We start from the raw sequence: 23,128 nt of genomic DNA, 5'->3' as shown, positions 1-23,128 counted from the left end.
CAGCGAGGGGCGGGCTTCGCAGACGTCCAAACGACGGCATGCGCCGGTGACACGCCCACCCCATGTCATAATGGACAACCCCCTCAAGACCGTTGCCGCCCCATGAGCCGACGCCTCCTCGTCACCAACGCGCTGCCCTATGCCAATGGCCCGCTCCACCTGGGTCACCTGCTGGGTTACATCCAGGCCGATGTCTGGGTACGTGCGCAGCGGATGCAGGGCAACGAGACCATCTATGTATGCGCGGACGATGCCCATGGCACGCCGATCATGCTGGCAGCGGAAAAGGCCGGTTTGTCGCCGGAAACCTATATCGAAGGCATCCGCGTCGGCCACGAAGCGGACTTCGCGGCCTTTGGCGTTGCGTTCGATCATTACCACTCGACGCACTCGGAAGAAAACCGCGAGCTCGCCTCGCTGATCTACACGCTCCTGCGCGACGGCGGCTACATCGGCCGCCGCGATATCCAGCAGCTGTACGATCCGGAAAAGGACATGTTCCTGCCCGATCGCTACATCAAGGGTATCTGCCCCAACTGCAAGACGCCCGACCAGTACGGCGACAACTGCGAGAACTGCGGCGCCACTTACGCGCCCACCGATCTGATCAACCCTTACTCGGTGATGTCCGGCGCCACGCCGGTGCTGCGCGACTCGGAGCATTACTTCTTCGAGCTGGGCAAGTTCGAGCCGCTGCTGCGCGACTGGTTCGCCGGCAAGTTCACCGATGGCCAGCCCGTCGCCAACAGCGGCGTCACGGCGAAATTGCGCGAATGGCTGGACAGCGGCCTGAAGGACTGGGACATCTCCCGCGATGCGCCCTACTTCGGTTTTCCGATACCCGATGCGCCCGGCAAGTACTTCTATGTGTGGCTCGATGCGCCGGTGGGCTATCTGGCCAGCTTCAAGGCCTTGTGCGATCGCACCGACCTGCACTTCGAGGATTTCCTCGCACCCGACAGCCGTGCCGAGCTGCACCATTTCATCGGCAAGGACATCATCAACTTCCACGGCCTGTTCTGGCCGGCGATGCTGCACGGCGCGAATTTCCGCACGCCGACGGCGCTGCACGTGAACGGTTATCTGATGGTCAATGGCGCGAAGATGTCCAAGTCGCGCGGCACCTTCATCATGGCGCGCACGTACCTGAATTCGGGCCTTAACCCGGATTTCCTGCGCTATTACTTCACCACCATGCTCAGCGACACGCCGGTGGACGTAGACCTTGACCTGAAGACCTTCGAGGAACGCGTCAACTCGCACCTGGTCGGCAAGTGGGTGAATATCGCCAGCCGCACCGCGGGCTTCGTGCACAAGTATTTCGACGGCCGTCTCGCCCCGGCCTTCAGCGCTGAAGAACAGGAGCTGTGGCGCGAACTGCTCTCGCTCTACGGCGACGTTCCCGCCTTGTACAACAGCGGCGAGTTTGCCGAAGTAGCGCGCCGCTTCGTGACCATGGCCGACATGGTCAATGGCTACATCGCCGCCAAGGCGCCGTGGGCCATGGCCAAGGACGAGTCGCGCCGCGACGAACTGCATCAGGTCTGCTCGTTTGCGCTGGCGGCGTTCCGCCTGCTCGCCGGCCTGCTGAAGCCGGTAGTGCCGGCCACGGTGGAAGCAGCCGAGCGTTTCCTCGCCGCCCCGATCAACGGCTTCGACGATGCACGCGCCGAACTGCACAACCACACCATCAACGCGTTCGAGCCGCTGCTCGGCCGCATCGATCCCAAGCAGGTCGAGGCCATGGTGGAAGCGTCCAAGGATTCGCTTGCACCTGCCGAAAGCAAACCTGCCCCCAAGAAAACCAAAGAACCCGCCAAGACCATGACTGAAGCCAGCACCGCACCGACCGCCGCACCCGAAGCCCCTGCCCTCATCGGCATCGACGATTTCGCCAAGCTCGACCTGCGCATCGGCAAGGTCACCGCCTGCGAATTCGTGGACGGTTCGGACAAGCTGCTGCGTTTCGAACTGGATGCCGGCCCGCTGGGCACGCGCCAGATCTTTTCGGGCATCCGCGCGGGCTACGGCGAGCCGGAAAAGCTGCTCGGCCGCAACGTGGTGTTCATCGCCAACCTGGCGCCGCGCAAGATGCGCTTCGGCGTGTCCGAGGGCATGATCCTGTCCGCCGGCGACGGCGGCAGCGACCTGTTCCTGCTCGACGCCGACCAGGGCGCCAAGCCCGGCGCTACCGTTCGCTGAGTGCCGCCCACCATCGACACAACGTGGGTGCTGATGCCAGGCATTGATGGCACGGGCAACATGTTTTCTTCGTTGACGTCGCACTGGTGCAGTAGGGAGCCTTATCTATCTATCGCCTATCCGGCCTCGCTGTCCGCGAGGCTGGAAGCTTACGTAGAGCACGTGGCTCAGCAGATCACATCGTTAGATCGCGTGGTGCTCGTCGCCGAATCTTTTTCCGGCCCGATTGCCATCCTGTTGGCAGCCAAACTGGGACCGCGGCTTGCCGGCCTCGTGCTGTGCGCGAGTTTTGCCACCACTCCCCACCCACTCGTTGGGCTTGCTCGCCGCTGTCCCGCTATGCTGATCGAACACGGCAAGCGCCAGGCTTTTCTTTTGCGCCGTTATTGCGTTGGCAGCAATGCCGAACCGGACCTCGTCCAGCGACTCTCCAACACACTGAGGGGAATCGATAGCGCGACGCTGGCGCAGCGTTTGGCTGCGCTAGAGCGTCTGGACGTCAGGGCATCCCTGCGAGAGCTGGTAGCGCCCATTCTTTTGTTGCAAGCGGGCCATGAGCGTCTGCTGAGTGGACCTGCCGTGAGGAACCTTGTGCTTGCCGCACCACAAGCCACCGTAGAGTCGATTGATGGGCCACACCTGCTCCTGGAGGCGAAGCCGAAGGCGTGCTTCCAGGCCATGGCCCGATGGAGCGCCGGCTACGACTTCGCCCTTGGCACCTTCGCCGCTTAAACTAACCCCATGACTTTGGCTACACCCTCCCTCGCCGACCGCATCGATGCCCTGCTGCCGCAGACGCAATGCGAGCAATGCGGTTACCACGGCTGCCGTCCGTATGCGGAGGCGATCGCCAGCGGTGAGGCGAAGATCAACCAGTGTCCGCCCGGCGGTGCCATCGGCATCGCCAGGCTCGCCGCGCTGCTCGATGTCCCCGTGCTCCCGCTCGATCCGGAACACGGCATCGAGAAGCCGCGTACGCTCGCCCGTATCGTCGAGGCCGATTGCATCGGCTGCACGAAATGCATCCAGGTGTGTCCGGTGGATGCGATCGTGGGCGCGTCCAAAGTGATGCACACCGTGATGATCGATGACTGCACCGGCTGCGAGCTGTGCGTACCGGCCTGCCCTGTGGATTGCATCGTGCTCGAACCGATGCCGCTGGCACAGGTCGACGACCCGGCTCACGCCGACGCATCGCGCGAGCATTTCCAGCGCCGCGAAGCGCGGCTGACACGCGAACGTCTGCACCGTGACAACGAGCTTGCTGCGCGCAAGGCCGAGGTGGCCGCCATGACCACGCCGACCAATCCCGTGCTCGCCGCGCTCGCGCGGGCCAAGGCCAAACAACAAGGAAAGACCTCGTGAAGAAGGCCGACATCGTCGAGCTGTTCACCCGTCTGCGCGAAGTCGATCCGCATCCCACCACCGAACTCCACTACACCACGCCGTTCGAACTGCTGGTGGCGGTGGTGCTGTCGGCGCAGGCGACCGACGTGGGCGTCAACAAGGCGACCAAGAAGCTGTACCCAGTGGCGAATACGCCGCAGGCGATCCTCGATCTGGGCGAGGAGAAGCTCAAGCAATACATCAGCACGATCGGCCTGTTCAACAGCAAGGCCAAACATGTGATGGCCTTGTGCAGGATCCTGGTCGAGCAATACGACGGCGAGGTGCCGCAGACGCGCGAAGCGCTGGAGGCGCTGCCCGGCGTCGGCCGCAAGACCGCCAACGTCGTGCTCAATACCGCCTTTGGCCACGCCACCATCGCGGTGGACACCCATATCTTTCGCGTCTCCAACCGCACCGGTCTCGCCCCGGGCAAAGACGTGCGCGCGGTGGAAGACAAACTCGAAAAAGTGGTGCCGCTGGAATTCAAGCAGGACGCTCACCACTGGTTGATCCTGCATGGACGCTACGTGTGCAAGGCGCGTAAACCCGATTGTCCACAATGCGTCATTCGCGATTTGTGCCGTTACAAGGACAAGACGAAGGCCTGACCACTTGCTTCGCTGAAAGGCCATGCGAGCAATCCACTTGATTGCTCACGCCTCATCAGTTACGCCGGTAACGACTTCGCTGCAGCGTCGCAGCGGTCAGGTACGCGCAAGCGCAATGCGATGTCGATGAGCGCGCCGATGACGATGCCGTGACGAATATAGGTCACTAGTCACGGCGCACGCTGTCGTCGTATCGACATCTTGTGTGCAAACCATCCGTTTCGTTGGCAACCACCATCGCGCTGCACGCACACGTTGATGTGCCCATGTCATCGACGCGACATCTCGCACGTCGATGCCTCCACGCCGTTCGTCACATGCAAGCGGCAAGGTCTTGCAGTCTTCAGTCATGCAGGCAAGAAATACCTGTGACTAGTGGCATAGAACATGTGGCGAGGGCCTTTAAACCTCATAAATTCCTCAGTGTTTCGTGCGAGTTCCTCAAGCATGAAACGCTGCATCGACCTAACGTTGAGCCTCCCCCGGAACTCCCCCCGTTAGGAGGCACCACCATGAAGCGCTTCATCCTCCCCGCTCTCGTGGCTGCACTAGGTTTTGCCAGCGTCGGCACTGCATACGCCTCGGTCGAAACCTATACTGTCAGTATGAATGGCTACGCCGTCATTGGTTTCGTTGGAAACACTCCGGCCGATTTCGCTCGCGCCCAACAGAAGGCGAATGGTTGGGAAACACAGCGTCACCTGATGTTGAAGCCGCAGTCGATCAAGGCTGTTGCCATCGACCAGTCGTCGGGCGTCGCCCTCAACCAGACTGAGCTGCGCGCAGCCATCGTGCAGGCCGCCCTGGCCAAGACGCCCTGAACGCACGTCATTCACACTTTTATCGGCGCCACCCCCATACGCGTCGAAACAGGAAGGAAAACGGCGAGCGAGCAGACTCGCCGTTTTCCTTTTTTGTCGTGCCTGATTGACGCCAGCCGTCTCACTTGCCACCGTGACGCCTGGGCAGGCTCAAAGCGGCCCGGGAAAAGATCCACAAAAGGTAGAGCACGGATCATGCGTCCAGGCGGCGGCCCGGACCGTGCCGCCGCCAAGTCCGTCACGGGTGCGAAGGCATGCATATTCTGCTGGTCGAAGACGATGCCGAGCTGGGCGGTGCGATCAGGCACGCGCTGGAACACCAGTCCTATGCGGTGACCTGGCTGCGCGACGGTCGCCAGGCCATGGAAGCGCTGCGTGGCGATCCCGTCGACCTGGTCCTGCTCGATCTGGGCCTGCCTGGCAAGGATGGCCTGGAAGTGCTCGCCGAGGCCCGGCGCTCCGGCGTGAAGACACCGGTGCTGGTGATGACCGCCCGCGACGCGCTCGAAATGCGAATCCGCGGCCTGGACCTGGGCGCTGACGACTACCTGGTGAAGCCTTTCCACCTGGGCGAGCTCGCTGCCCGCATCCGTTCTCTCACGCGCCGTACACAAGGCCTTGCCGACAACATGGTGGAAGTCGGCGGCCTGCGTCTCAATCTGGCCACGGCCGAAGTGGAGTTTCGCGGCGAGCGCGTCACCCTGACGCGCCGCGAGTTCGCCCTGCTCCGCGTGTTGATGGAGCGCGCCGGCCGTATCGTGCGTCGTGAGGCGCTGGAAAACTCAGTCTATGGGCTCGACACCGTGGTGGAACGCAACGCCATCGAAGTGCAGGTGCACTGGCTGCGCCGCAAGTTGAGCCCCGAGGTGATCCATACCGTGCGCGGCATCGGCTACATGATCCCCCGCGAGCCGCAATGATCACTCAGCCGATCAGCCTGCGCACCCGCCTGACCTGGCTGATCATCGCCGTGATGGTCGCCGTGCTGATACCGCTTGGCTGGATCAGCTATCGTCGCGAACTGCGCGAGATGAACGAGCTGCTTGACGGTCGTCTCGCCCAGGCTGGCCGCACGCTGGGCACGCTGATCGCGCACGGGCAACTGCCGCTGCACGAGGCGGACCTGCCATCCATCGCGCAGGGCACCACCAGCCATCGACATGGCGTGGTGGTGTCGGTACATCCGCACAACTACGAGCCCGAGGTCGGGTTTCAAGCTTACGATCCGCAGGGCGAGCTGATTGCCGCCACTTCGAATTTCGCCGACCTGCCGCCGCCGACCCGCGAAGAGCGCGGCTTTCGCGACATCCAGCGCGAAGGCAAGCAGTGGCGTACGTTCACCCTGCAGAATCGCGCTGACCTGGTGATCCGCATTGGTGAACAGTCCGACAACCGCGCGGACATTGCGCGCGGGCTGGTGATCGAGCACACGCTGCCGCTGCTGGTGGGACTGCCGTTGCTGGCGCTACTGGTGAGTCTCGCCGTCAAGCGCGGCCTGCGCCCCGTCGCCGTGCTCACCGAGATGCTGGATCGTCGCACTCCCGGCAGCCGAAAGCCGATGCCTGCCGATGTGGCGCCCGGCGAAATCAAGCCGCTGATCGTGGCGCTGAATCAGCAACTGGAACGGCTCGAAGACGCACTGGACCGTGAACACCGCTTCGCCACCGATGTCGCCCACGAACTGCGCACGCCGCTGGCGGCGACCATGATCCATCTCGAAAGCGCCATGATCGCGGACGACCCCACTGAAGTGGAGTTCACCGTGCGCCACGCGCAGCAGAGCATGGCGCGGCTGGGGCGACGCATCGAACAGATCCTGGCGATGGCCCGGCTCGAAGCCGGCGCCGCCTCGCAACAGCGCACGCCGATGGACTTGATACGCATCGCCACCGAAGTGATCGAGGAGCTGGCGCCGCTGATCGCCGAAAAGGACATCTCGCTCAGCCTCACGCACGACGATGACATGGCTGTCGTGCTTGGCCACGAGGTGGCGCTCACCGCCATGTTTCGCAACCTGATCGAGAATGCCTTGCGCTATACGGAAACTGAAGGCCAGGTGGATGTTTCCGTGCGCCGGGATGGTGCGCAAGTGGTGATCGATATCTCCGACAACGGTCCGGGCATACCCGAGGATCGACGACAGGCGGTTTTTCAGCGATTCCATCGCGAAGTGGAAAGCGCGACGCGCGGTTATGGTCTGGGGCTGAGCATTGTGCAGCGAGCAATCGAGTTGCACGAGGCGTCCATTGAGTTGCTGGAGTCACCGTTGGGGCGGGGGTTGCTGGTGCGTATCCGGATGGCCGCAGCGTCGGGTTAAGCGGCATCGCCCGCTGCTTTTGCTCGTCATTCCCGCGCAGGCCGGAATGACGAGCTGGAGAGCAAGCCGCGCCTGCCAAAAGGTTTCCACAAGATTGCCTTGCCATCATGGCCAGCGTCGGGCCTCAGGCCTCCAGGCTGCAACGTCCATGCTTGCTCTTGTCCGAATCGCCCTGTCACGACCGCTGACCTTCATCGTATTGGCCGTGCTTATCCTCATCGCCGGCCCCTTGGCCGCGTTGCGCACGCCGACCGATATCTTCCCGAATATCGGCATTCCGGTGATCAGCGTGGTGTGGAGCTACAACGGGCTGCCGCCCGATCAGATGTCCGGCCGCGTCGTCTACTACTACGAACGCCAGCTCAGCACCTCGGTCAACAATATCGAGCACATCGAATCGCAGTCGCTGCCCGGCATGGGTATCGTCAAGATTTTCTTCCAGCCCGGCGTGGATATCCGCACGGCCACGGCGCAGGTGACCTCGATTTCGCAGACGGTGCTCAAGCAGATGCCGCCGGGCATCACGCCGCCGCTGATCCTCAATTACAACGCCTCCACCGTGCCGATCCTGCAGATGGCGCTGTCGAGCACGAGCCTGTCCGAGGCGAAGATCCTCGATCTCGGCCTCAATGTGATGCGTCCGATGCTCACCTCGGTGCCGGGTGTCGCCGTGCCCACGCCCTACGGCGGCGCTGCCCGCCAGGTCACGCTGGATCTTGATCCGCGTGCGCTGGCGGCGAACGGTTTGTCCGCGCAGGACGTGAGTAACGCGCTGGCCGCGCAGAACCAGATCATCCCGGTCGGCACGGCCAAGATCGGCATGGCCGAGTACCACGTGCAGCTCAACAACAGCCCTGACGCGGTCGACGAGCTCAATCAGCTGCCGGTCAAAACGGTGCATGGCGCCACCATCACCATCGGCGACGTGGCCCACGTGCGCGACGGCGCCGCACCGCAAACCAATGTGGTGCGCGTGGATGGCAAGCGCGCCGTGCTGATGCCGGCGCTCAAGGTGGGCGATGCATCGACGCTGGCCGTGGTGTCCGGCATCAAGCAGCTGATGCCGCGGGTGCTCGAATCGCTGCCTGCCAATCTGAAGGTCTCGTTGCTCAGCGATCAGTCGATCTTTGTGAAGGCGGCGATTTCGTCGGTGGCGCGCGAGGGCGTCATCGCGGCCCTGCTTACCTCGGTGATGATCCTGATCTTCCTGGGCAGCTGGCGGTCCACCGTGATCATCGCGGTGTCGATCCCCCTGGCCATCCTCTCGGCCATCGCCCTGCTCTCGGCCACGGGGCAAACGCTCAACGTGATGACGCTGGGCGGACTCGCGCTGGCAGTGGGCATCCTGGTTGACGATGCCACGGTGACTATCGAAAACATCAACTGGCATCTTGAGCAAGGCAAGGACGTCCGCACGGCAATCATGGACGGCGCCCGACAGATCGTGACGCCGGCCTTTGTATCGCTGCTGTGCATCTGCATCGTATTCGTGCCGATGTTCCTGCTGGACGGCATCGCGGGTTTTCTGTTCCGGCCGATGGCGCTTGCGGTGATCTTTGCGATGGTGTCGTCCTTCGTGCTCTCGCGCACCCTGGTGCCGACGCTGGCGATGGCCCTGCTCAAACCCCACCACATCGAAAAAGGCCCGGGCGACCACCCGGAAGACGACTATCTCAACCATCACGAAGGCGACCAGCCGGCGCGACGCACCCGGCGCGCACTGGTGGCTTCCATGGTTCGCTTCCAGCAGCGCTTCGAGCACCGTTTTTCGCAGGCGCGTGACGTGTACCACGCCACCCTGACAGTGGCGCTTGCCCATCGCCGCCGCTTTGTCATCGGCTTTCTTGGTTTCGTCATCGCATCGTTCGCGCTGATGCCCCTGCTTGGTCGCGACTTCTTCCCTGACGTGGATGCCGGCGCCATCGCCCTGCACGTGCGCGCCCCCATGGGCACGCGGGTCGAAGAAACCGCGGCCGAGTTCGACCGCATCGAACATGCGATACGCCAGGTCATTCCAGCCGACCAGCTGGACACGGTGATCGACAATATCGGCCTGCCGCTGTCGGGCGTGAACATGGTCTACAACGCCAGCGGCACCATCGGTCCGCAGGATGGCGACATCCAGGTCGTGCTGAAAGAAGACCACGCGCCGACCGCCGATTTCGTGCGCGAGCTGCGTGCGCAGCTGCCGCGCGAATTTCCCGGCACGCAGTTTGCGTTCCTCCCGGCCGACATGAGCTCGCAGATCTTGAACTTCGGCGCGCCGGCGCCGCTGGACATTTCCATTGCCGGCCGCGACCTCAAGGCCAATGAAGCGTACGCCAACGACATCCTCAAGCGCCTGCGCAGCGTGCCCGGCATCGCGGACGTGCGTCTGCAGCAGAGCAGCAGCTATCCCCAGCTCAACGTGACAGTGAACCGCACCCGCGCCGACCGCCTGGGCGTGACCGAGCGCGACGTCACCAACAGCATGGTCGCTTCGCTGGCCGGCAGCTCGCAGGTGGCGCCGACGTTCTGGCTCAATCCCAGGAATGGCGTGTCCTATCCCATCGTGGCCGCCACGCCGCAATACAAGATGGACAGCATGGCCGACCTGGCCGGCCTGCCGGTGACGCCGGCCGGCAAGGGCGCCAGCCAGGTGCTGGGCGGACTGGCCACGTTCACGCGCGTGCCCAGCGCGGCGGTGGTTTCGCATTACAACATCCTGCCGTCGTTCGACATCTATGCGGCCGTGCAGGATCGCGATCTGGGCGCCGTAGCGGGCGACGTGCAGAAGGTGCTGGACCAGTTTGCCGCTTCGCGTCCCAAGGGCACGCTAGTCAGCCTGCATGGCCAGGTGGGCACCATGAACGAGGCCTTTGGTGGATTGGCCTTCGGCCTGGTCGGGGCGATCGTGCTGATCTATCTGCTGATCGTGGTGAACTTCCAGTCGTGGCTGGATCCGTTCGTGATCATCACCGCCCTGCCCGCCGCGCTCGCCGGCATCGTGTGGGTGCTGTTCCTCTCGCACACCACGTTGTCGGTTCCGGCGCTGACCGGCGCCATCATGTGCATGGGCGTGGCAACGGCCAACTCCATCCTCGTCGTCAGCTTCTGTCGCGAGCGCCTGGCCGAACATGGCGATGCAGTGAAGGCCGCGCTCGAAGCCGGCTTCACGCGCTTTCGTCCGGTCTGCATGACCGCGCTGGCGATGATCATCGGCATGTTGCCCATGGCGCTGACGCACGAACAGAACTCGCCGCTGGGCCGCGCCGTGATCGGCGGTCTGCTGTTTGCGACGTTCGCCACCCTGCTCTTCGTCCCTGTGATCTTCAGCATCGTGCACGGCCGCACGCAGACACAGCTCGCATCCGATTCCGCCTCTGGAGTACCCATCCATGTCGCATGACGCCACCATCGGCACGTCCACGCGCACGCCCAGGCTCGGCCGCGCCGTGCGCATCGGGCTCGCGCTGGCCCTGCTCGCCACCATCGCCGGCATTTCCGTGCGCGCTTATGACTACCACCGCGTCGTGAAGTGGACGAACGCCCAGGTCACCCCAAGCGTGCAGCTGGTCACCCCGGAGGGAGGCCATGGGCAAGCGAGCATGACGCTGCCCGGTCGTCTGGATGCGTGGATCGGCGCGCCCATCCACGCGCGCGTCAGCGGCTACCTCAAGAGCTGGAGCCACGACATCGGCAGCCAGGTCGCCGCAGGCCAGTCGCTGGCCGAGATCGATACGCCGGAACTCGACCAGCAGTTCGAACAGGCCAAGGCCAACCTCGCCCGCGCACAGGCGAATGCACGACTGGCCGCGCTCACCGACAAACGCTGGAAGAACCTGCTCCAGTCCAATTCCGTCTCCAAGCAGGAAGCCGACGAAAAAGCCGGCGAAGCCGAAGCTGCGCAGGCCAACGTGCTCGGCGCGCAGGCAGATGTCGATCGCATCGCCGCGCTGGAAGCGTTCAAGCACATCACCGCGCCGTTCGCGGGCACGGTGACCGCACGCAACACCGATATCGGCGACCTGATCAGCGCCAACAGCGAGAACGCGCCGGCCCTGTTCACCGTGTCGGACACCACGCGCATGCGCCTCTACGTGGAAGTGCCGCAGGGTTATGCCGACGCCATTCGCCCGGATATGAGCGTTCAACTGGACGTGCCCGATCACCCGGGCGAGCAGTTCACCGGGCGCCTGATCGGCAACTCCGGCGCGGTGAGCCAGACATCCGGCTCGCTGCTGGCGCAGTTTGAAGTGGACAACCGCAAGGGCGAGCTGCTGCCCGGCGCCTATGCCGAAGTGCATCTGCCCATGACTGGCAACAGCCATGTGCTTACCGTGCCGGCAACCGCTCTGATCTTCCGCGCACAAGGACCCCAGCTCGCCGTCATGGGCGCCGACCACAAGGTCCAGCTGCGCGATATCCACATCGCGATGGATCTCGGCGACCGCTTGCGCATCGACAAGGGCCTCAAGCCCGGCGATCGCGTGATCAATCATCCGTCCGACTCACTGACGCAGGGCGATCTGGTGCAAGTGGCGGCCGTGGACAATGACGGCGCAGCCAAGCCGGAGTGAAGCCATGATGCCCGTGCTCTCCTCCCTGCGTCGACTCGCGCCGCTGGCACTGGTGGCGCTGTTGCCGGCCTGCTCGCTTGCACCGGCCTACACCAAGCCGGACGTCGGTACCGTACCTGGCAGCTACGCCGGCCAGACTTCCGACGGCCTGTGGTCACCCGCGCATCCATCCGACATTGCGGCGCGTGGACCGTGGTGGTCGGTGTATGCCAACCCGACGCTGGATCGCCTGGAGCAGCAACTCGATGCCTCCAATCCAACGCTTGCCGTCGCCCTGGCGCGCTATGACGCAGCACGCGCGCTGCTGGGCGAAGCGCGTTCGGACCTCTATCCCACGTTGGGCGTAGTAGCCGCCGATTCGCGCAATCGTCAGTCGAATAACCGTCCGCTGCGCGGCAGCGGCCAACCCAACGAATACAGCGCCGAGACCTTGGGTTTCGGGCTGGGTTACGAGCTCGATCTCTGGGGGCGCGTGCGCAACGAAGTGGCTGCCGGCAAGGCGAACGCGAACGCAGCGCAAGCCGATCTCGCGTCGGTGAAGCTGAGTCTTGAAGCACAGCTTGCCGATCTCTACCTGCGGCTGCGCGGCTACGACGTACAGGAGCGCATCCTCACGGACACATTGGATGCGTACCAGCAAGGCCTCGACCTCACCCAGCGGCGATTCCAGGGTGGCGTGGCCTCGGGCCTCGATGTGAGCCGCGCGAAGACACAACTGTCAGATGCCCAGGCACAGGTATCGGACGTGCAGGCGCAACGTGCGTTGACCGAACACGCCATCGCCACGTTGGTGGGCGACTCGGCGTCGCGCTTCTCGCTGCCGGTCGACAACGCACCCATCAAGGTGCCCGCGATTCCGCTTGGCGTGCCGTCGCAATTGCTGGAGCGTCGCCCCGATATTGCCGCCGCCGAACGGCGCGTGTTTGCCGCCAATGCCGAGATCGGCGTGGCGCGTGCGGCATTTTTCCCTCGCTTGAGCCTTTCCGCTGCCTTGGGTTGGCAGGACACCGGCATGGGCAATCTGTTGAGCGCCGGCAACCGTTACTGGGCGCTCGGCCCGGATCTGGCGATGACGCTGTTCGATGGTGGCCTGCGGCGCTCCAAGGTGCAGGCCGCGCAGGCGAACCTGGATGCGGCGGCGGGCCTCTACCGCGGCGTAGTGCTCGACGCGTTCCAGCAGGTGGAAGACAACCTCACCCTGCTGCAACAGCTCGGCAAGGAGGCACATCAGCAAGACGATGCCGCCAGTGCCGCAGGCGATTCGCAGACCATCGCGATCAATCGCTATCGCGAAGGCGCAGTGAATTATCTCGACGTGGTGAGCGCGCAGACGGCCGAACTGCAGGCCGAACTCAGCGCGGAACAAGTGCGCACACGACGTCTGCAGGCCAGCGTGGATCTGATCCGCGCGCTTGGCGGCGGCTGGGATGCAGCCCAGCTGTCGACCACCGCCAACGCGGTGGCCGACAGCACGACCCAGGCCCGCTGACGCGACGGTACCTACTCCGTCGCGACCGCCCGGGGACCCAAGGAGCCCTCATGTGGAGAGAGGGGAGGCACGAGGGCTCCTTTCATGACGAGCGAGCCTATGCCGCCCGTCGTACGCCTTCGACGCGTTGATTGAGCTGCTGCCAGTCCACAATCAGCTCACAACCGCGTGCCGACGCGTTCCTGCTCCATTCGCGCAGCAATTCCAGGCATGCCTGATCGACGTGATGCAGTCGATCCACCTGCAGTTGCAGGCGCGTGTTCGGCGGCACGCTTTCCAAGGTACGCGCCACCGACGGCACGCGCAGAAACGTCGCCGAACCTTCCAGGCGCAGCGATGCCGTGCCTGGTTCCTCGTGATGATGCAGGCCCACCTTGAGTCGCGACGAATGCAGCGCGAGGCGGAACAGCGACAAAGCGAAGCCGATCAGCACGCCGGCCAGCAGATCGGTGGCGACAATGGCCACGGTGGTTGCGACGTAAATCCATGCGGTGCCCTTGCCGTACTGCGCCAGCGAGATCACCTGCCTGAAGTTCACCATCTTGACGCCGGTGTAGACCAGGATGCCGGCCAGGCAGGCTACCGGCGTCATGCGCATCAACCATGGCAGCAGCATGGCAAACACGAGTAGCCAGCTGCCGTGCAGGATGGTCGCCATGCGCGTGGCCGAACCGGCCTGCACATTCGCCGCGCTGCGCACGATCACGCCCGTCATCGGCAATGCGCCGAACAAGCCGCAGATGGTATTGCCGATGCCTTGAGCGGTGAGCTCGCGGTCGTACCTGGTGCGGGCGCCGTCGTGCATGCGATCGACCGCAGCGGCGGACAACAGCGTCTCGGCGCTCGCGATGAAGGCGAACGTCAGCGCAGCGATCAGCAGCGACGGTTCCAGCAGGCTGGAAAGACTGCTCCATGTCGGCATCGATACGGCGGCCATCAGGTTTGATGGCACATCCACCGTTTTCACTGCCAGCCCCGCGAACTGCACGGTCGCCGTCAACGCGATCACCGCCAGCAATGCGCCGGGAACGAAGCGCAGTTTCACCGGCCGCAGTTTTTCCCAGCCAAGCATGATCGCGATGGTGGCCACGCCGACGCCCAGGGCCGACAGACTGCCCACCTCGCCCTGCACCGCGTCGATCACCGCTCCCGGCAACGCAACGAAGTTCTCCAGGCCTCGCGCCTTGGGCAAGCCATCCATCAGCACGTGCAGCTGCGAGGCCACGATCAACACACCGATACCCGACAACATGCCCGCCACCACAGCCGGCGAACACATGCGGAACCACACGCCGACGCGACACAAGCCGGCCGCGATCTGGATCATGCCGGCCAGCAGTACGACCGGGCCCAAGGCGGCTACGCCATGCTCGCGCACCAGTTCGAACACGAGCACGGCAAGGCCCGCCGCCGGTCCACTCACCTGCAATGGTGAACCGGCGACGGCGCCCACGACGATGCCGCCGACGATGCCGGTGATGAGTCCTGCCGCTGGCGGCATGCCTGAGGCGATGGCGATACCCATGCACAAGGGCAAGGCCACCAGGAACACCACGATGGAACCGAGCAGGTCACGCCCGAACAGTCCCTGCTTGAAGTAGTTGCTGATCACGACGACGTCCTCAGGCAGCCGACGACGCAGGCACAGCGAAGCGCGCATGCGGCGTCGCTTCCGGAAAGCCCGCCGTGCCGGGCTCGATCTGCACGAAGCGACCCTCAAGTGCATCAAAGCCCTTCAAACCGGCATGCTCGATGTCATACACCCAGCCGTGGATGCGCAGTTGTCCGCTGGCCATGGCGGCCGCCACGGTGGGCAGCGTACGCAGGTGTTCGAGCTGGCCCACCACGTTTTCTTCGGTGAGGCGACGCAGACCTTCCGAGCCCTGCAGGCCCGGTCCGTTCTGATCTACCACGTAGCGCGCAACATCCGCATGTTTCATCCATGCCGCGACCGACGGCATGTCCTGCACCAGCTCGGGATGTTGCAACGCCTTCATCGCGCCGCAGTCGGAATGGCCGCAGATCACGATGTGGCTGACCTTGAGCACCTTCACCGCATACTCGATCGCCGCCACCACGCCGCTCACGTGCTGCGCATACGGCGGCACGATGTTGCCGATATTGCGATACACGAACAGCTCGCCAGGCTGCGCGGAAAACAGCAGTTCCGGCATCACGCGCGAGTCGGCGCAGGTGATGAACATGGTGCTGGGACTCTGCCCCGCCGCCAGCTTGCGGAACACTTCGCGCTGCGCGGGAAAAACCTCATTGCGGAACTGTTCGAAACCTTCGATCAAACGCTTCATGCGAATACTCCAGACAAGAATCGGTACGACGCCCACGGCGCAACGCGCGCCAGAGGAGGCGACGAAAAAAAAGAACAGATGGCCAACGCCAAGCACAGGCACGACGGGCGCGCCGCGCTAGCGGGTCAGTTCACTGACGGGACCATGGGAGGCGGCAGGCCTAAGCCATGCACGCGAGGAGAACGCGCCGCCTCAGCGGACGCGATTCAGGCGACTTCGGGTGGGCGCAGCAGTCGCGCGGGGTCGTGCGGGCTCAGCTCATCGTGCAGCGAGCGTGGAGCATGGTGGGGCATGGGCGCCCACAGGTAAGCCACATCGAAGGGATGGAGGATGTCGTCCATGCCGCTGCTGGTGTTGTCTTCCAGCGAGCCGTGCTCGCTGTCGTCGGCCGCGCTATCGGCGACATCGTCGGCCGTGACCAGCGTGGCCAGCGCCTTGTCAGCCGACGATGCCGGTGACAGTTGCGCCGGACGAACAGGCGTGCCGACCAGCAATAGCAGGCCGAACAAACACGCCAGAAACGCGGCGAAACGAGAGCGGTGGAGACGCGAAGTCATGCCGCGACGTTATCGGAAAGCGCATGAAAATCGCAAGACCTTGCGAGAAATCCATCGCGCATTCTCTTGCATGCGCCAGCAAACATTCATTTTCGCAGGCCGCTGTCATCGCGCAGAAACACCCGGCCGCAAAAAGAAAAAACGGCGGGCCAGAGCCCGCCGTTTGTCCATCCCTGGGTAGAACTCCCTTGCGATAGCCGTACCGCCGATCCGATTAGAACGGGTAGTAGCGGAAGGAGGTGAAGAACATGTTCTCCGTGGCCTTCGGCGAAGCAAGGCCATTGGCAACCGGACCGCTCACGCCATTGATGAAGCCCTGGCCCGGGAACGCTTCCTTCTGGGTGTACGAGTACTGTGCGCCGAACTGCATGCGACCGAACTTGCCCTGGTAGAACTTCCACCAGAAGCCCGCCGTGCCCTGCCAGATCTGGCGAGCGTTGCCCACGCAGTTGCTGTTGCCGGCGATGTCGCAACCGCTGTTGTTGTAAGCCGGGTTGCCATAACCGAGGGCGACGGTGCCCGCGTTGTAAGCGGTGAAGTCCTTCTTGCTGGCAGCTTCGCGGCCACCGAACAGATAGATGTCCAGATCCGGATTGGTGTGCCAGGTCAGACCGGTCAGCATCATGTTCTCCTTGATCGGAGCCAGATTGCCGTTCGGGCTGAAGGTCACGTCGGAGAGCTGGGCGCTGCCGTAACGGCCGATGCCCTTGCCCGACATGCCGGAGAACTGCCAGTCGAGGGTCTTGTCGATCAGCGGCAGGATCACGCCCAGACCCCAGCCACCGCCGTAGGTGTTGTGGTTCTGGTAGCTGCCGTTGACGGCATAGCGGTTGTAGAAGGCGCGGCCGAGGCCGAACAGCTCGTAGTGACCGAAACCCGGGTCAGCCGCGAACTTCACCACCACATCGGGGATGTGGTTGAGCGACAGCGTATTGGCCGAGTCGAAACCCGAACCCGCGGTCATGTTGTAAGCCGTCTGCTGCACCGGCGCCTTGGCCTGGTTCGGGCTCGAATAGAACGTGGTCTGCGGGTTCTCGATGGAGACGCCCAGCCAGTACTTCTTGTCCCAATCCTTGACCAGGCGGATCTGCGCCTGACGTGCCCAGGTGAAGCCCGGGATGTACTGCGCGTCGATCTGCGGCGGCATCTGCTCGCCACGCGGCATGATGCCCTTGCTGTTGAGCGTCAGCAGCGACCAGTTCTGGCCGGCCAGCAGGTGCAGGCCCGAGGTGTCCCAATCGGACGTCAGGTAGACGTTGCGGATACGCGGGTTGAACGAGTTGCTCTCATTCGAGTTCGCGGTCTGGGCGCCGCCCAGGAAGTCCAGTTCGATGTAGCCGGCCAGATGCGTGGTCGGATCCACGTCACCCTGGGCCAGGGCCGAGAGGCGGCTCTGGCGGGCGGTCATGCGGAACTCGTTCATGTGCGCGGTCTGCACGTTCTTGTACGGCATCGAGCTGTAGTTCGATGCGATGTCCGCGCCTTCGTTGGCCGAACGGTAGATCGTTTCGGCAGCGAGGAAGCCGCCGAGCGTGATGTTCACGCCCTTGTAAGCGATCTTGTCCTGCGACTTCTTGACCGTCGCGTCGGTCGTGGCGACCTGCTTCTGCACCTGCTCCACAGCCTGGCCGGTCGACACGTTGATATCGGACTGCGCGTCAGTGCGCTGCTCGAGCTCGACGACCTTGGCCTGCAGGGCCTGCAGCTGGGCCTTCAGCGCTTCGATCTCGGCGTTCTGCGTCGACTGGGTGCTGGTCTTGGTGCTGGCGCCGGCCGGGTCGGCCATGACGTGGAAGCTGGTAACGCCCAAACCGGCAGCAATGGCCACCGCGAGCAACTTGGAACGCATGGAATATCTCCGCATGTAGGTAAGAATCACCTGGACCGCCCCCTTCGATCTCCGGCCGTCCAAGCAGGTTCGGTGGGCAGGATGGGCTTCGGGCTTTACCGTTACATGGACGTTATGTGACAGAACGGAGACATGCGTTCGCGCACGTACGGATCGTCCGCCCAACGCCGCAGTGGACCTGGGGTCGCCGCCCCGGCTGATATGCTTAGGCGATGGATAAGCTCAATAACAGCATGGCCGGCCGCATGGCCGAGCGGTTTCGCGGCTTCTTGCCGGTCATCGTGGACGTTGAAACCGGCGGCTTCGATGCCGAGCGCGATGCGCTGCTGGAAATCGCCGCTGTCATATTGCGCATGACCCCCGAGGGCTATCTGCAGCCCATGCCGGCGGTCTCGGCACACGTCCACCCCTTCCCCGGGGCCAATATCGACCCGCGCGCGCTGGAGATCACCGGCATCGACCCGGACAACCCGCTGCGCGGCGCACTGGACGAGCGCCTGGCGCTGGACCATGTGTTCAAGCCAATCCGCGACGCCATGCGCGACATGGATTGCCAGCGCGCCGTGCTGGTGGGTCACAACGCCGCGTTCGACCTGGGCTTTCTCAATGCGGCCGTGCGCCGCGTCGCCCACAAGCGCAACCCGTTCCACCCTTTCAGCTGCTTCGACACCGCCACGTTGAGTGGGCTTGCCTTCGGCCAGACGGTGCTGAGCAAAGCCGTGCAGGCCGCAGGCATTCCCTTCGATACGCGTGAGGCGCATTCGGCCATTTATGACGCGGAGCGGACGGCGGAGCTGTTCTGCACCATCGTCAACCGCTGGCGCCGGTTGGAGGAGTTCGAGCGGGACCAGATCGGCATCGAGTCGATGTGAAGGCACCAGGGGACTCGCCCGGATTTCGGGCGACGATTTAATCCCCTGCGTTATCAGTGCCATATGACAATTCCCTGCAAGTTGTCATATCGCTGAAACATTGAGCTCATTTCATTGCAACACGGCGCGCATGAAATAACGGCGGGCGGGAATCCCCCGAAACCCTTATCGCTAAGGAGCAACCGTGTTGATCTCAACCAAATCTCTGACTCGCATCGGCACGGCCGCGGTGTTCGCGACGGCCTCGCTGTTTGCCATGGGCGCGCAGGCGACCGACATCACCGGCGCTGGCTCGAGCTTCGTCTACCCGGTGCTTTCGAAGTGGTCCGCGGGCTACGCCGAAAAGACCGGCAACAAGCTCAACTATCAGTCCGTCGGCTCGGGCGCCGGCGTGGCGCAGATCAAGGAAGGCACCATCGACTTCGGCGCCACCGATGCTCCGGTGAAGGCTGAAGACCTCGCACAGTTCGGCCTGGGCCAGTTCCCGGTCGTGGTGGGCGGCATCGTGCCGGTGGTGAACATCCCGGGCATCGAAGCGGGCCAGGTCAAGCTGGACGGCACCACCCTCGCCGACATCTTCCTCGGCAAGATCACCATGTGGAACGACCCGCGCATCGCCGCGATGAACGCTGGCGTGAACCTGCCCTCCAAGAAGATCACCGTCGTGCATCGCTCGGACGGTTCGGGCACCTCGTTCAACTTCACCAACTACCTGTCCAAGGTCAGCACCGACTGGGCTGCCAAGGTCAAGTTCGGCACGGCTGTTGAGTGGCCGACCGGCGTGGGCGGCAAGGGCAATGAAGGCGTGTCGCAGTACGTCAAGCAGATCGTCGGTTCGATCGGCTACGTCGAGTACGCCTATGCCGTGAAGAACAAGATCAGCTGGGTGAACCTGAAGAACGCCGCCGGCCAGGTCGTTGCGCCGAGCGCCGATGCGTTCGCCGCTGCCGCTGCCACGGCCGATTGGGGCAGCGCCAAGGACTTCAACGTGATCATGACCAACGCCTCCGGTGCGCAGGCATGGCCGATCACCGCGACGACCTGGGTGGTGATGTACAAGAAGCCCAAGAACGCCGAGCACACCAAGGTGGCGTTCGAGTTCTTCAAGTGGGCGCTCGAGAATGGCCAGAAGGACGCCGCTTCGCTCGACTACGTCGCGCTGCCGGACACCCTGGTCAAGAAGATCGAGGCTTACTGGAGCACCGAGTACAAGCACTGAGGCTGGCGTCTCGCCGGTCACGCTACGGCAACCGGCGAGTCTTAAGCTGATGGCTTGACCGCACCACGACGGCCGCCCGACTAACCTCGGGCGGCCTGTTGCTGAAAGGCGCCCGGAAGCGCCATCCATCAACCAGCCGGCCCCCACCGGACTGGCCTGAATGCCGAGGAATCCTCCGCACATGCAAGCGAACGTAGGCGCCATCGCCTCCTCCGTGCCCCAGGAAGCGCGCGCCAAGCGCGACGCCCTGCACGACCGCCTGTTCAGCTGGCTGCTCAAGGGCTGCGCCTTGCTGGTGCTGGCCTGCCTGCTCGGCGCCGCTGGCGCCACCCTGTGGGGCGGCCGCCACGCGTTCGGCACGTTCGGCTGGCACTTCCTGGTCAGCGATGCGTGGGACCCCAGTTCCGACACCTACGGCGCGCTCGTGCCGGTGTACGGCACCATCGCCACCTCGTTCATTGCGCTGTTGCTTGCCGTGCCGGTGAGTTTCGGCATCGCGCTCTATCTTTCCGAAGTGGCGCCGCCGTGGCTGCGCACGCCGGTGGCCTCGGCCATCGAACTGCTGGCCGGCATCCCTTCGATCATCTACGGCATGTGGGGCTTGTTCATCTTTGCGCCCTTCTTCGCCGACCATATCAAGCCGTGGTTGACCAACTACCTCGGCGACAAGCCCGACGACGGCAAGCTGTCGTGGGTGGCGCAACACGTGCCCTTCGTCGGCAAGCTGTTCGGCAGCGACTACCCCTTTGGCGCCAGCATCCTCACCGCGGGCATCGTGCTGGCGGTGATGATCATCCCGTTCATTTCCTCGGTGATGCGCGAAGTGTTCCAGACGGTGCCCTCGCGCCTGAAGGAATCGGCGTATGCGCTGGGTTCGAGCACCTGGGAAGTGTCCTGGGACATCGTGCTGCCGTACACGCGCTCGGCCGTGATCGGCGGCATCTTCCTCGGCCTGGGCCGCGCGCTGGGCGAGACGATGGCGGTGACCTTCGTGCTCGGCAACGCGATGAAGCTGTCGCCCTCGATCCTCGATCCGGGCGCGTCCATCGCTTCCACCATCGCCAACCAGTTCAGCGAGGCTGCGGGCCTGCAGAAGTCCACGCTGATGGCGCTGGCCTTCCTGTTGTTCGTGGTGACCTTCATCGTGCTGCTGATTGCGCGCTGGATGCTGCGACAGATGGCCCATAAGGAGGGTCGCTGATGGCCACCGGTTCGAGTCTCTACACGCAGCGCCGCATCAAGAACATCATCGCGCTGTCACTCAGCGTGGTGGCCACGCTGATCGGCCTGATCTTCCTGGCGTGGATCCTGTGGGAAACGCTGCGCCAGGGCATCGGTGCGCTGCGCCCGCAGCTGTTCACCAAGATCACCGCCTATGGCGAGGATGGCGGCCTGCTCAACGCCATGGTCGGCAGCCTGACGGTGAACATGATCGGCATCGTCATCGCCACGCCGATCGGCGTGCTCGCCGGCGCATGGCTGGCCGAGTACGCCAGCGGCACCAAGCTGGGCGAGTCGATCCGCTTCCTCAACGACATCCTGCTGTCGGCGCCCTCGATCGTGCTGGGCCTGTTCGTGTACACCATCGTAGTGTTGCCGAGCACGGCGCTCACCGACGGCTCCACCACCTTCTCCGGTTGGGCCGGCGGCATCGCGCTGGCGCTGATCGCCCTGCCGGTGATCGTGCGTACCTCCGATGAAATGCTGCGCCTGGTGCCTTCCACCCTGCGCGAGGCCTCGCTGTCGCTGGGCATTCCGCAGTGGAAGCTGACCACGCAGATCCTGATCCGCGCCGCACGCTCGGGCATCATCACCGGCGTGCTGTTGGCGCTGGCGCGCATCAGCGGCGAAACCGCGCCGCTGCTGTTCACCGCGTTCGGCAACAACTATCTGACCTTCAACCCGTCGGACAAGATGTCCAGCCTGCCGCAGGTGATCTACCAGTACGCCAACGATCCGGGTGAAGGCCTGCATGCCATCGCCTGGGCCGGTGCCTTCGTGCTCACCATGTTCGTGCTTTTGCTGAGTCTTGCCTCCCGTCTGGTCCTTTCCCGCAACAAGGTGTCCCATGACTGAGTCCGCCGCCGCCGGCATCCACCCGCAGTCCGCGGCCACGCACGCTCCGCTTGCGCCGACCAAGATCAAGGTGCGCGACCTGCACTTCTACTACAACGGTTTCCATGCGCTGAAAGGCATCAACATGGACATCCCGGAGAAGAAGGTCACGGCCATCATCGGCCCCTCCGGTTGCGGCAAGTCCACGCTGCTGCGCATCTTCAACCGCATCTATGCGATCTACCCCAAGCTCGAGGCGAAGGGCGAGATCGTGCTGGACGAGGAGAACATCCTCGACTCGCGTTATTCCATGAACCGCCTGCGTAGCAAAGTCGGCATGGTGTTCCAGAAGCCGGTGCCGTTCCCGATGACCATCTTCGAGAACGTGGCCTACGGCATCCGCCACCACGAGAAGCTGTCGCGCGCCGACATGGACATCCGCGTCGAACAGGCGCTGCGCAGCGCCGCGCTGTGGGACGAGGTGAAGGACAAGCTCAAGCAGAGCGCGCTCGGCCTCTCCGGCGGCCAGCAGCAGCGCCTGTGCATCGCGCGCGGCATCGCACTCAAGCCTGAAGTGCTGTTGCTGGACGAGCCGACCTCGGCGCTCGACCCGATCGCCACTGGCCGCATCGAGCAGCTGGTGGAAGAACTCAAGAGCGAGTACACCATCGTCATCGTCACCCACAACATGCAGCAGGCGGCCCGTTGCTCGGACCTCACCGCCTTCATGTACCTGGGCGAGCTGATCGAATTCGACCGCACCGAACAGATCTTCACCAAGCCGGGCAAGAAGCAGACCGAGGATTACATCACCGGTCGCTTCGGCTAACCGTTATGCTCCCTCTCCCCTCCGGGGAGAGGGCTGGGGTGAGGGGTCACGAAACC

19 protein-coding genes are annotated in these 23,128 nt (G+C 64.0%); 15 read left to right on the top strand and 4 right to left on the bottom strand.

Going from position 1 to position 23,128, the window contains the following annotated elements; all coding sequences use genetic code 11:
- Nucleotides 1-102 precede the first annotated feature (102 nt).
- The 10 genes from metG (at nt 103) to AC1DKY_RS07675 (ending at nt 13,385) form a co-directional block, all read left to right on the top strand.
- The gene (gene metG / locus AC1DKY_RS07720; protein ID WP_441603500.1) at nt 103-2,202 is read left to right on the top strand and encodes a methionine--tRNA ligase; all 2,100 of its coding nucleotides are present in this window, start codon (nt 103-105) and stop codon (nt 2,200-2,202) included.
- 33 nt (nt 2,203-2,235) lie between these two features.
- Nucleotides 2,236-2,934, top strand: a complete 699-nt coding sequence (locus AC1DKY_RS07715; protein WP_441603501.1) for an alpha/beta fold hydrolase — start codon at nt 2,236-2,238, stop codon at nt 2,932-2,934.
- A 9-nt stretch (nt 2,935-2,943) separates the two neighbouring features.
- Nucleotides 2,944-3,567, top strand: coding sequence for an electron transport complex subunit RsxB (locus AC1DKY_RS07710; RefSeq protein WP_441603502.1), 624 nt, complete (start codon nt 2,944-2,946; stop codon nt 3,565-3,567).
- Entirely contained in the window at nt 3,564-4,199 is a 636-nt protein-coding gene (gene nth / locus AC1DKY_RS07705; protein WP_441603503.1) for an endonuclease III, read from the top strand. Before AC1DKY_RS07710 ends, nth begins: the two co-directional genes overlap by 4 nt.
- Nucleotides 4,200-4,711: 512 nt before the next feature.
- Entirely contained in the window at nt 4,712-5,020 is a 309-nt protein-coding gene (locus tag AC1DKY_RS07700; protein WP_441603504.1) for a hypothetical protein, read from the top strand.
- Nucleotides 5,021-5,274: 254 nt separating this feature from the next.
- Entirely contained in the window at nt 5,275-5,940 is a 666-nt protein-coding gene (locus tag AC1DKY_RS07695; protein ID WP_441603505.1) for a response regulator, read from the top strand.
- The gene (locus AC1DKY_RS07690) at nt 5,937-7,337 is read left to right on the top strand and encodes a sensor histidine kinase (protein WP_441603506.1); all 1,401 of its coding nucleotides are present in this window, start codon (nt 5,937-5,939) and stop codon (nt 7,335-7,337) included. The genes AC1DKY_RS07695 and AC1DKY_RS07690 overlap by 4 nt, the downstream gene beginning before the upstream one ends.
- Nucleotides 7,338-7,485: 148 nt before the next feature.
- Nucleotides 7,486-10,725 carry an efflux RND transporter permease subunit gene (locus tag AC1DKY_RS07685; RefSeq protein ID WP_441603507.1) on the top strand — a complete coding sequence of 1,080 codons (3,240 nt, stop codon included), beginning with the start codon at nt 7,486-7,488 and terminating at the stop codon, nt 10,723-10,725.
- Nucleotides 10,715-11,896 (top strand): efflux RND transporter periplasmic adaptor subunit, encoded by a 1,182-nt coding sequence (locus tag AC1DKY_RS07680; protein ID WP_441603508.1) that lies wholly within the window; start codon nt 10,715-10,717, stop codon nt 11,894-11,896. Before AC1DKY_RS07685 ends, AC1DKY_RS07680 begins: the two co-directional genes overlap by 11 nt.
- 4 nt (nt 11,897-11,900) lie before the next feature.
- Nucleotides 11,901-13,385 carry an efflux transporter outer membrane subunit gene (locus AC1DKY_RS07675; RefSeq protein WP_441603509.1) on the top strand — a complete coding sequence of 495 codons (1,485 nt, stop codon included), beginning with the start codon at nt 11,901-11,903 and terminating at the stop codon, nt 13,383-13,385.
- Nucleotides 13,386-13,482: 97 nt separating this feature from the next.
- Here the strand turns inward: AC1DKY_RS07675 and AC1DKY_RS07670 are convergent, their stop codons facing one another.
- The 4 genes from AC1DKY_RS07670 to AC1DKY_RS07655 all read right to left on the bottom strand — a co-directional run bounded on the left by AC1DKY_RS07670 (nt 13,483) and on the right by AC1DKY_RS07655 (nt 18,097).
- The gene (locus tag AC1DKY_RS07670; protein WP_441603510.1) at nt 13,483-15,045 is read right to left on the bottom strand and encodes a SulP family inorganic anion transporter; all 1,563 of its coding nucleotides are present in this window, start codon (nt 15,043-15,045) and stop codon (nt 13,483-13,485) included.
- A complete protein-coding gene (locus AC1DKY_RS07665; protein ID WP_441603511.1) occupies nt 15,008-15,691 on the bottom strand; it encodes a carbonic anhydrase in 684 nt (227 codons plus the stop codon). Before AC1DKY_RS07665 ends, AC1DKY_RS07670 begins: the two co-directional genes overlap by 38 nt.
- A gap of 206 nt (nt 15,692-15,897) precedes the next feature.
- Nucleotides 15,898-16,248 (bottom strand): hypothetical protein, encoded by a 351-nt coding sequence (locus AC1DKY_RS07660; protein WP_441603512.1) that lies wholly within the window; start codon nt 16,246-16,248, stop codon nt 15,898-15,900.
- A 214-nt stretch (nt 16,249-16,462) separates the two neighbouring features.
- Nucleotides 16,463-18,097, bottom strand: a complete 1,635-nt coding sequence (locus AC1DKY_RS07655; protein WP_441603513.1) for a hypothetical protein — start codon at nt 18,095-18,097, stop codon at nt 16,463-16,465.
- 212 nt (nt 18,098-18,309) lie between these two features.
- On the opposite strand from AC1DKY_RS07655, the gene rnt reads away from it, so the two are divergent.
- From rnt to pstB, 5 genes are all read left to right on the top strand, one after another.
- The gene (rnt, locus tag AC1DKY_RS07650; RefSeq protein WP_046970448.1) at nt 18,310-18,969 is read left to right on the top strand and encodes a ribonuclease T; all 660 of its coding nucleotides are present in this window, start codon (nt 18,310-18,312) and stop codon (nt 18,967-18,969) included.
- A gap of 184 nt (nt 18,970-19,153) precedes the next feature.
- Nucleotides 19,154-20,188, top strand: coding sequence for a phosphate ABC transporter substrate-binding protein PstS (pstS, locus tag AC1DKY_RS07645; RefSeq protein ID WP_441603514.1), 1,035 nt, complete (start codon nt 19,154-19,156; stop codon nt 20,186-20,188).
- A gap of 181 nt (nt 20,189-20,369) precedes the next feature.
- The gene (pstC, locus tag AC1DKY_RS07640) at nt 20,370-21,389 is read left to right on the top strand and encodes a phosphate ABC transporter permease subunit PstC (protein ID WP_441603515.1); all 1,020 of its coding nucleotides are present in this window, start codon (nt 20,370-20,372) and stop codon (nt 21,387-21,389) included.
- Nucleotides 21,389-22,264, top strand: a complete 876-nt coding sequence (gene pstA, locus AC1DKY_RS07635; RefSeq protein WP_441603516.1) for a phosphate ABC transporter permease PstA — start codon at nt 21,389-21,391, stop codon at nt 22,262-22,264. Before pstC ends, pstA begins: the two co-directional genes overlap by 1 nt.
- Nucleotides 22,257-23,072 carry a phosphate ABC transporter ATP-binding protein PstB gene (gene pstB, locus AC1DKY_RS07630; RefSeq protein WP_121879214.1) on the top strand — a complete coding sequence of 272 codons (816 nt, stop codon included), beginning with the start codon at nt 22,257-22,259 and terminating at the stop codon, nt 23,070-23,072. Before pstA ends, pstB begins: the two co-directional genes overlap by 8 nt.
- Nucleotides 23,073-23,128: the final 56 nt, after the last annotated feature.

This window comes from Dyella sp. 01N448 (assembly GCF_056399225.1).
The sequence above is the reverse complement of the archived record's forward strand: the minus strand, read 5'-3'. Positions and strand labels throughout refer to the sequence as shown.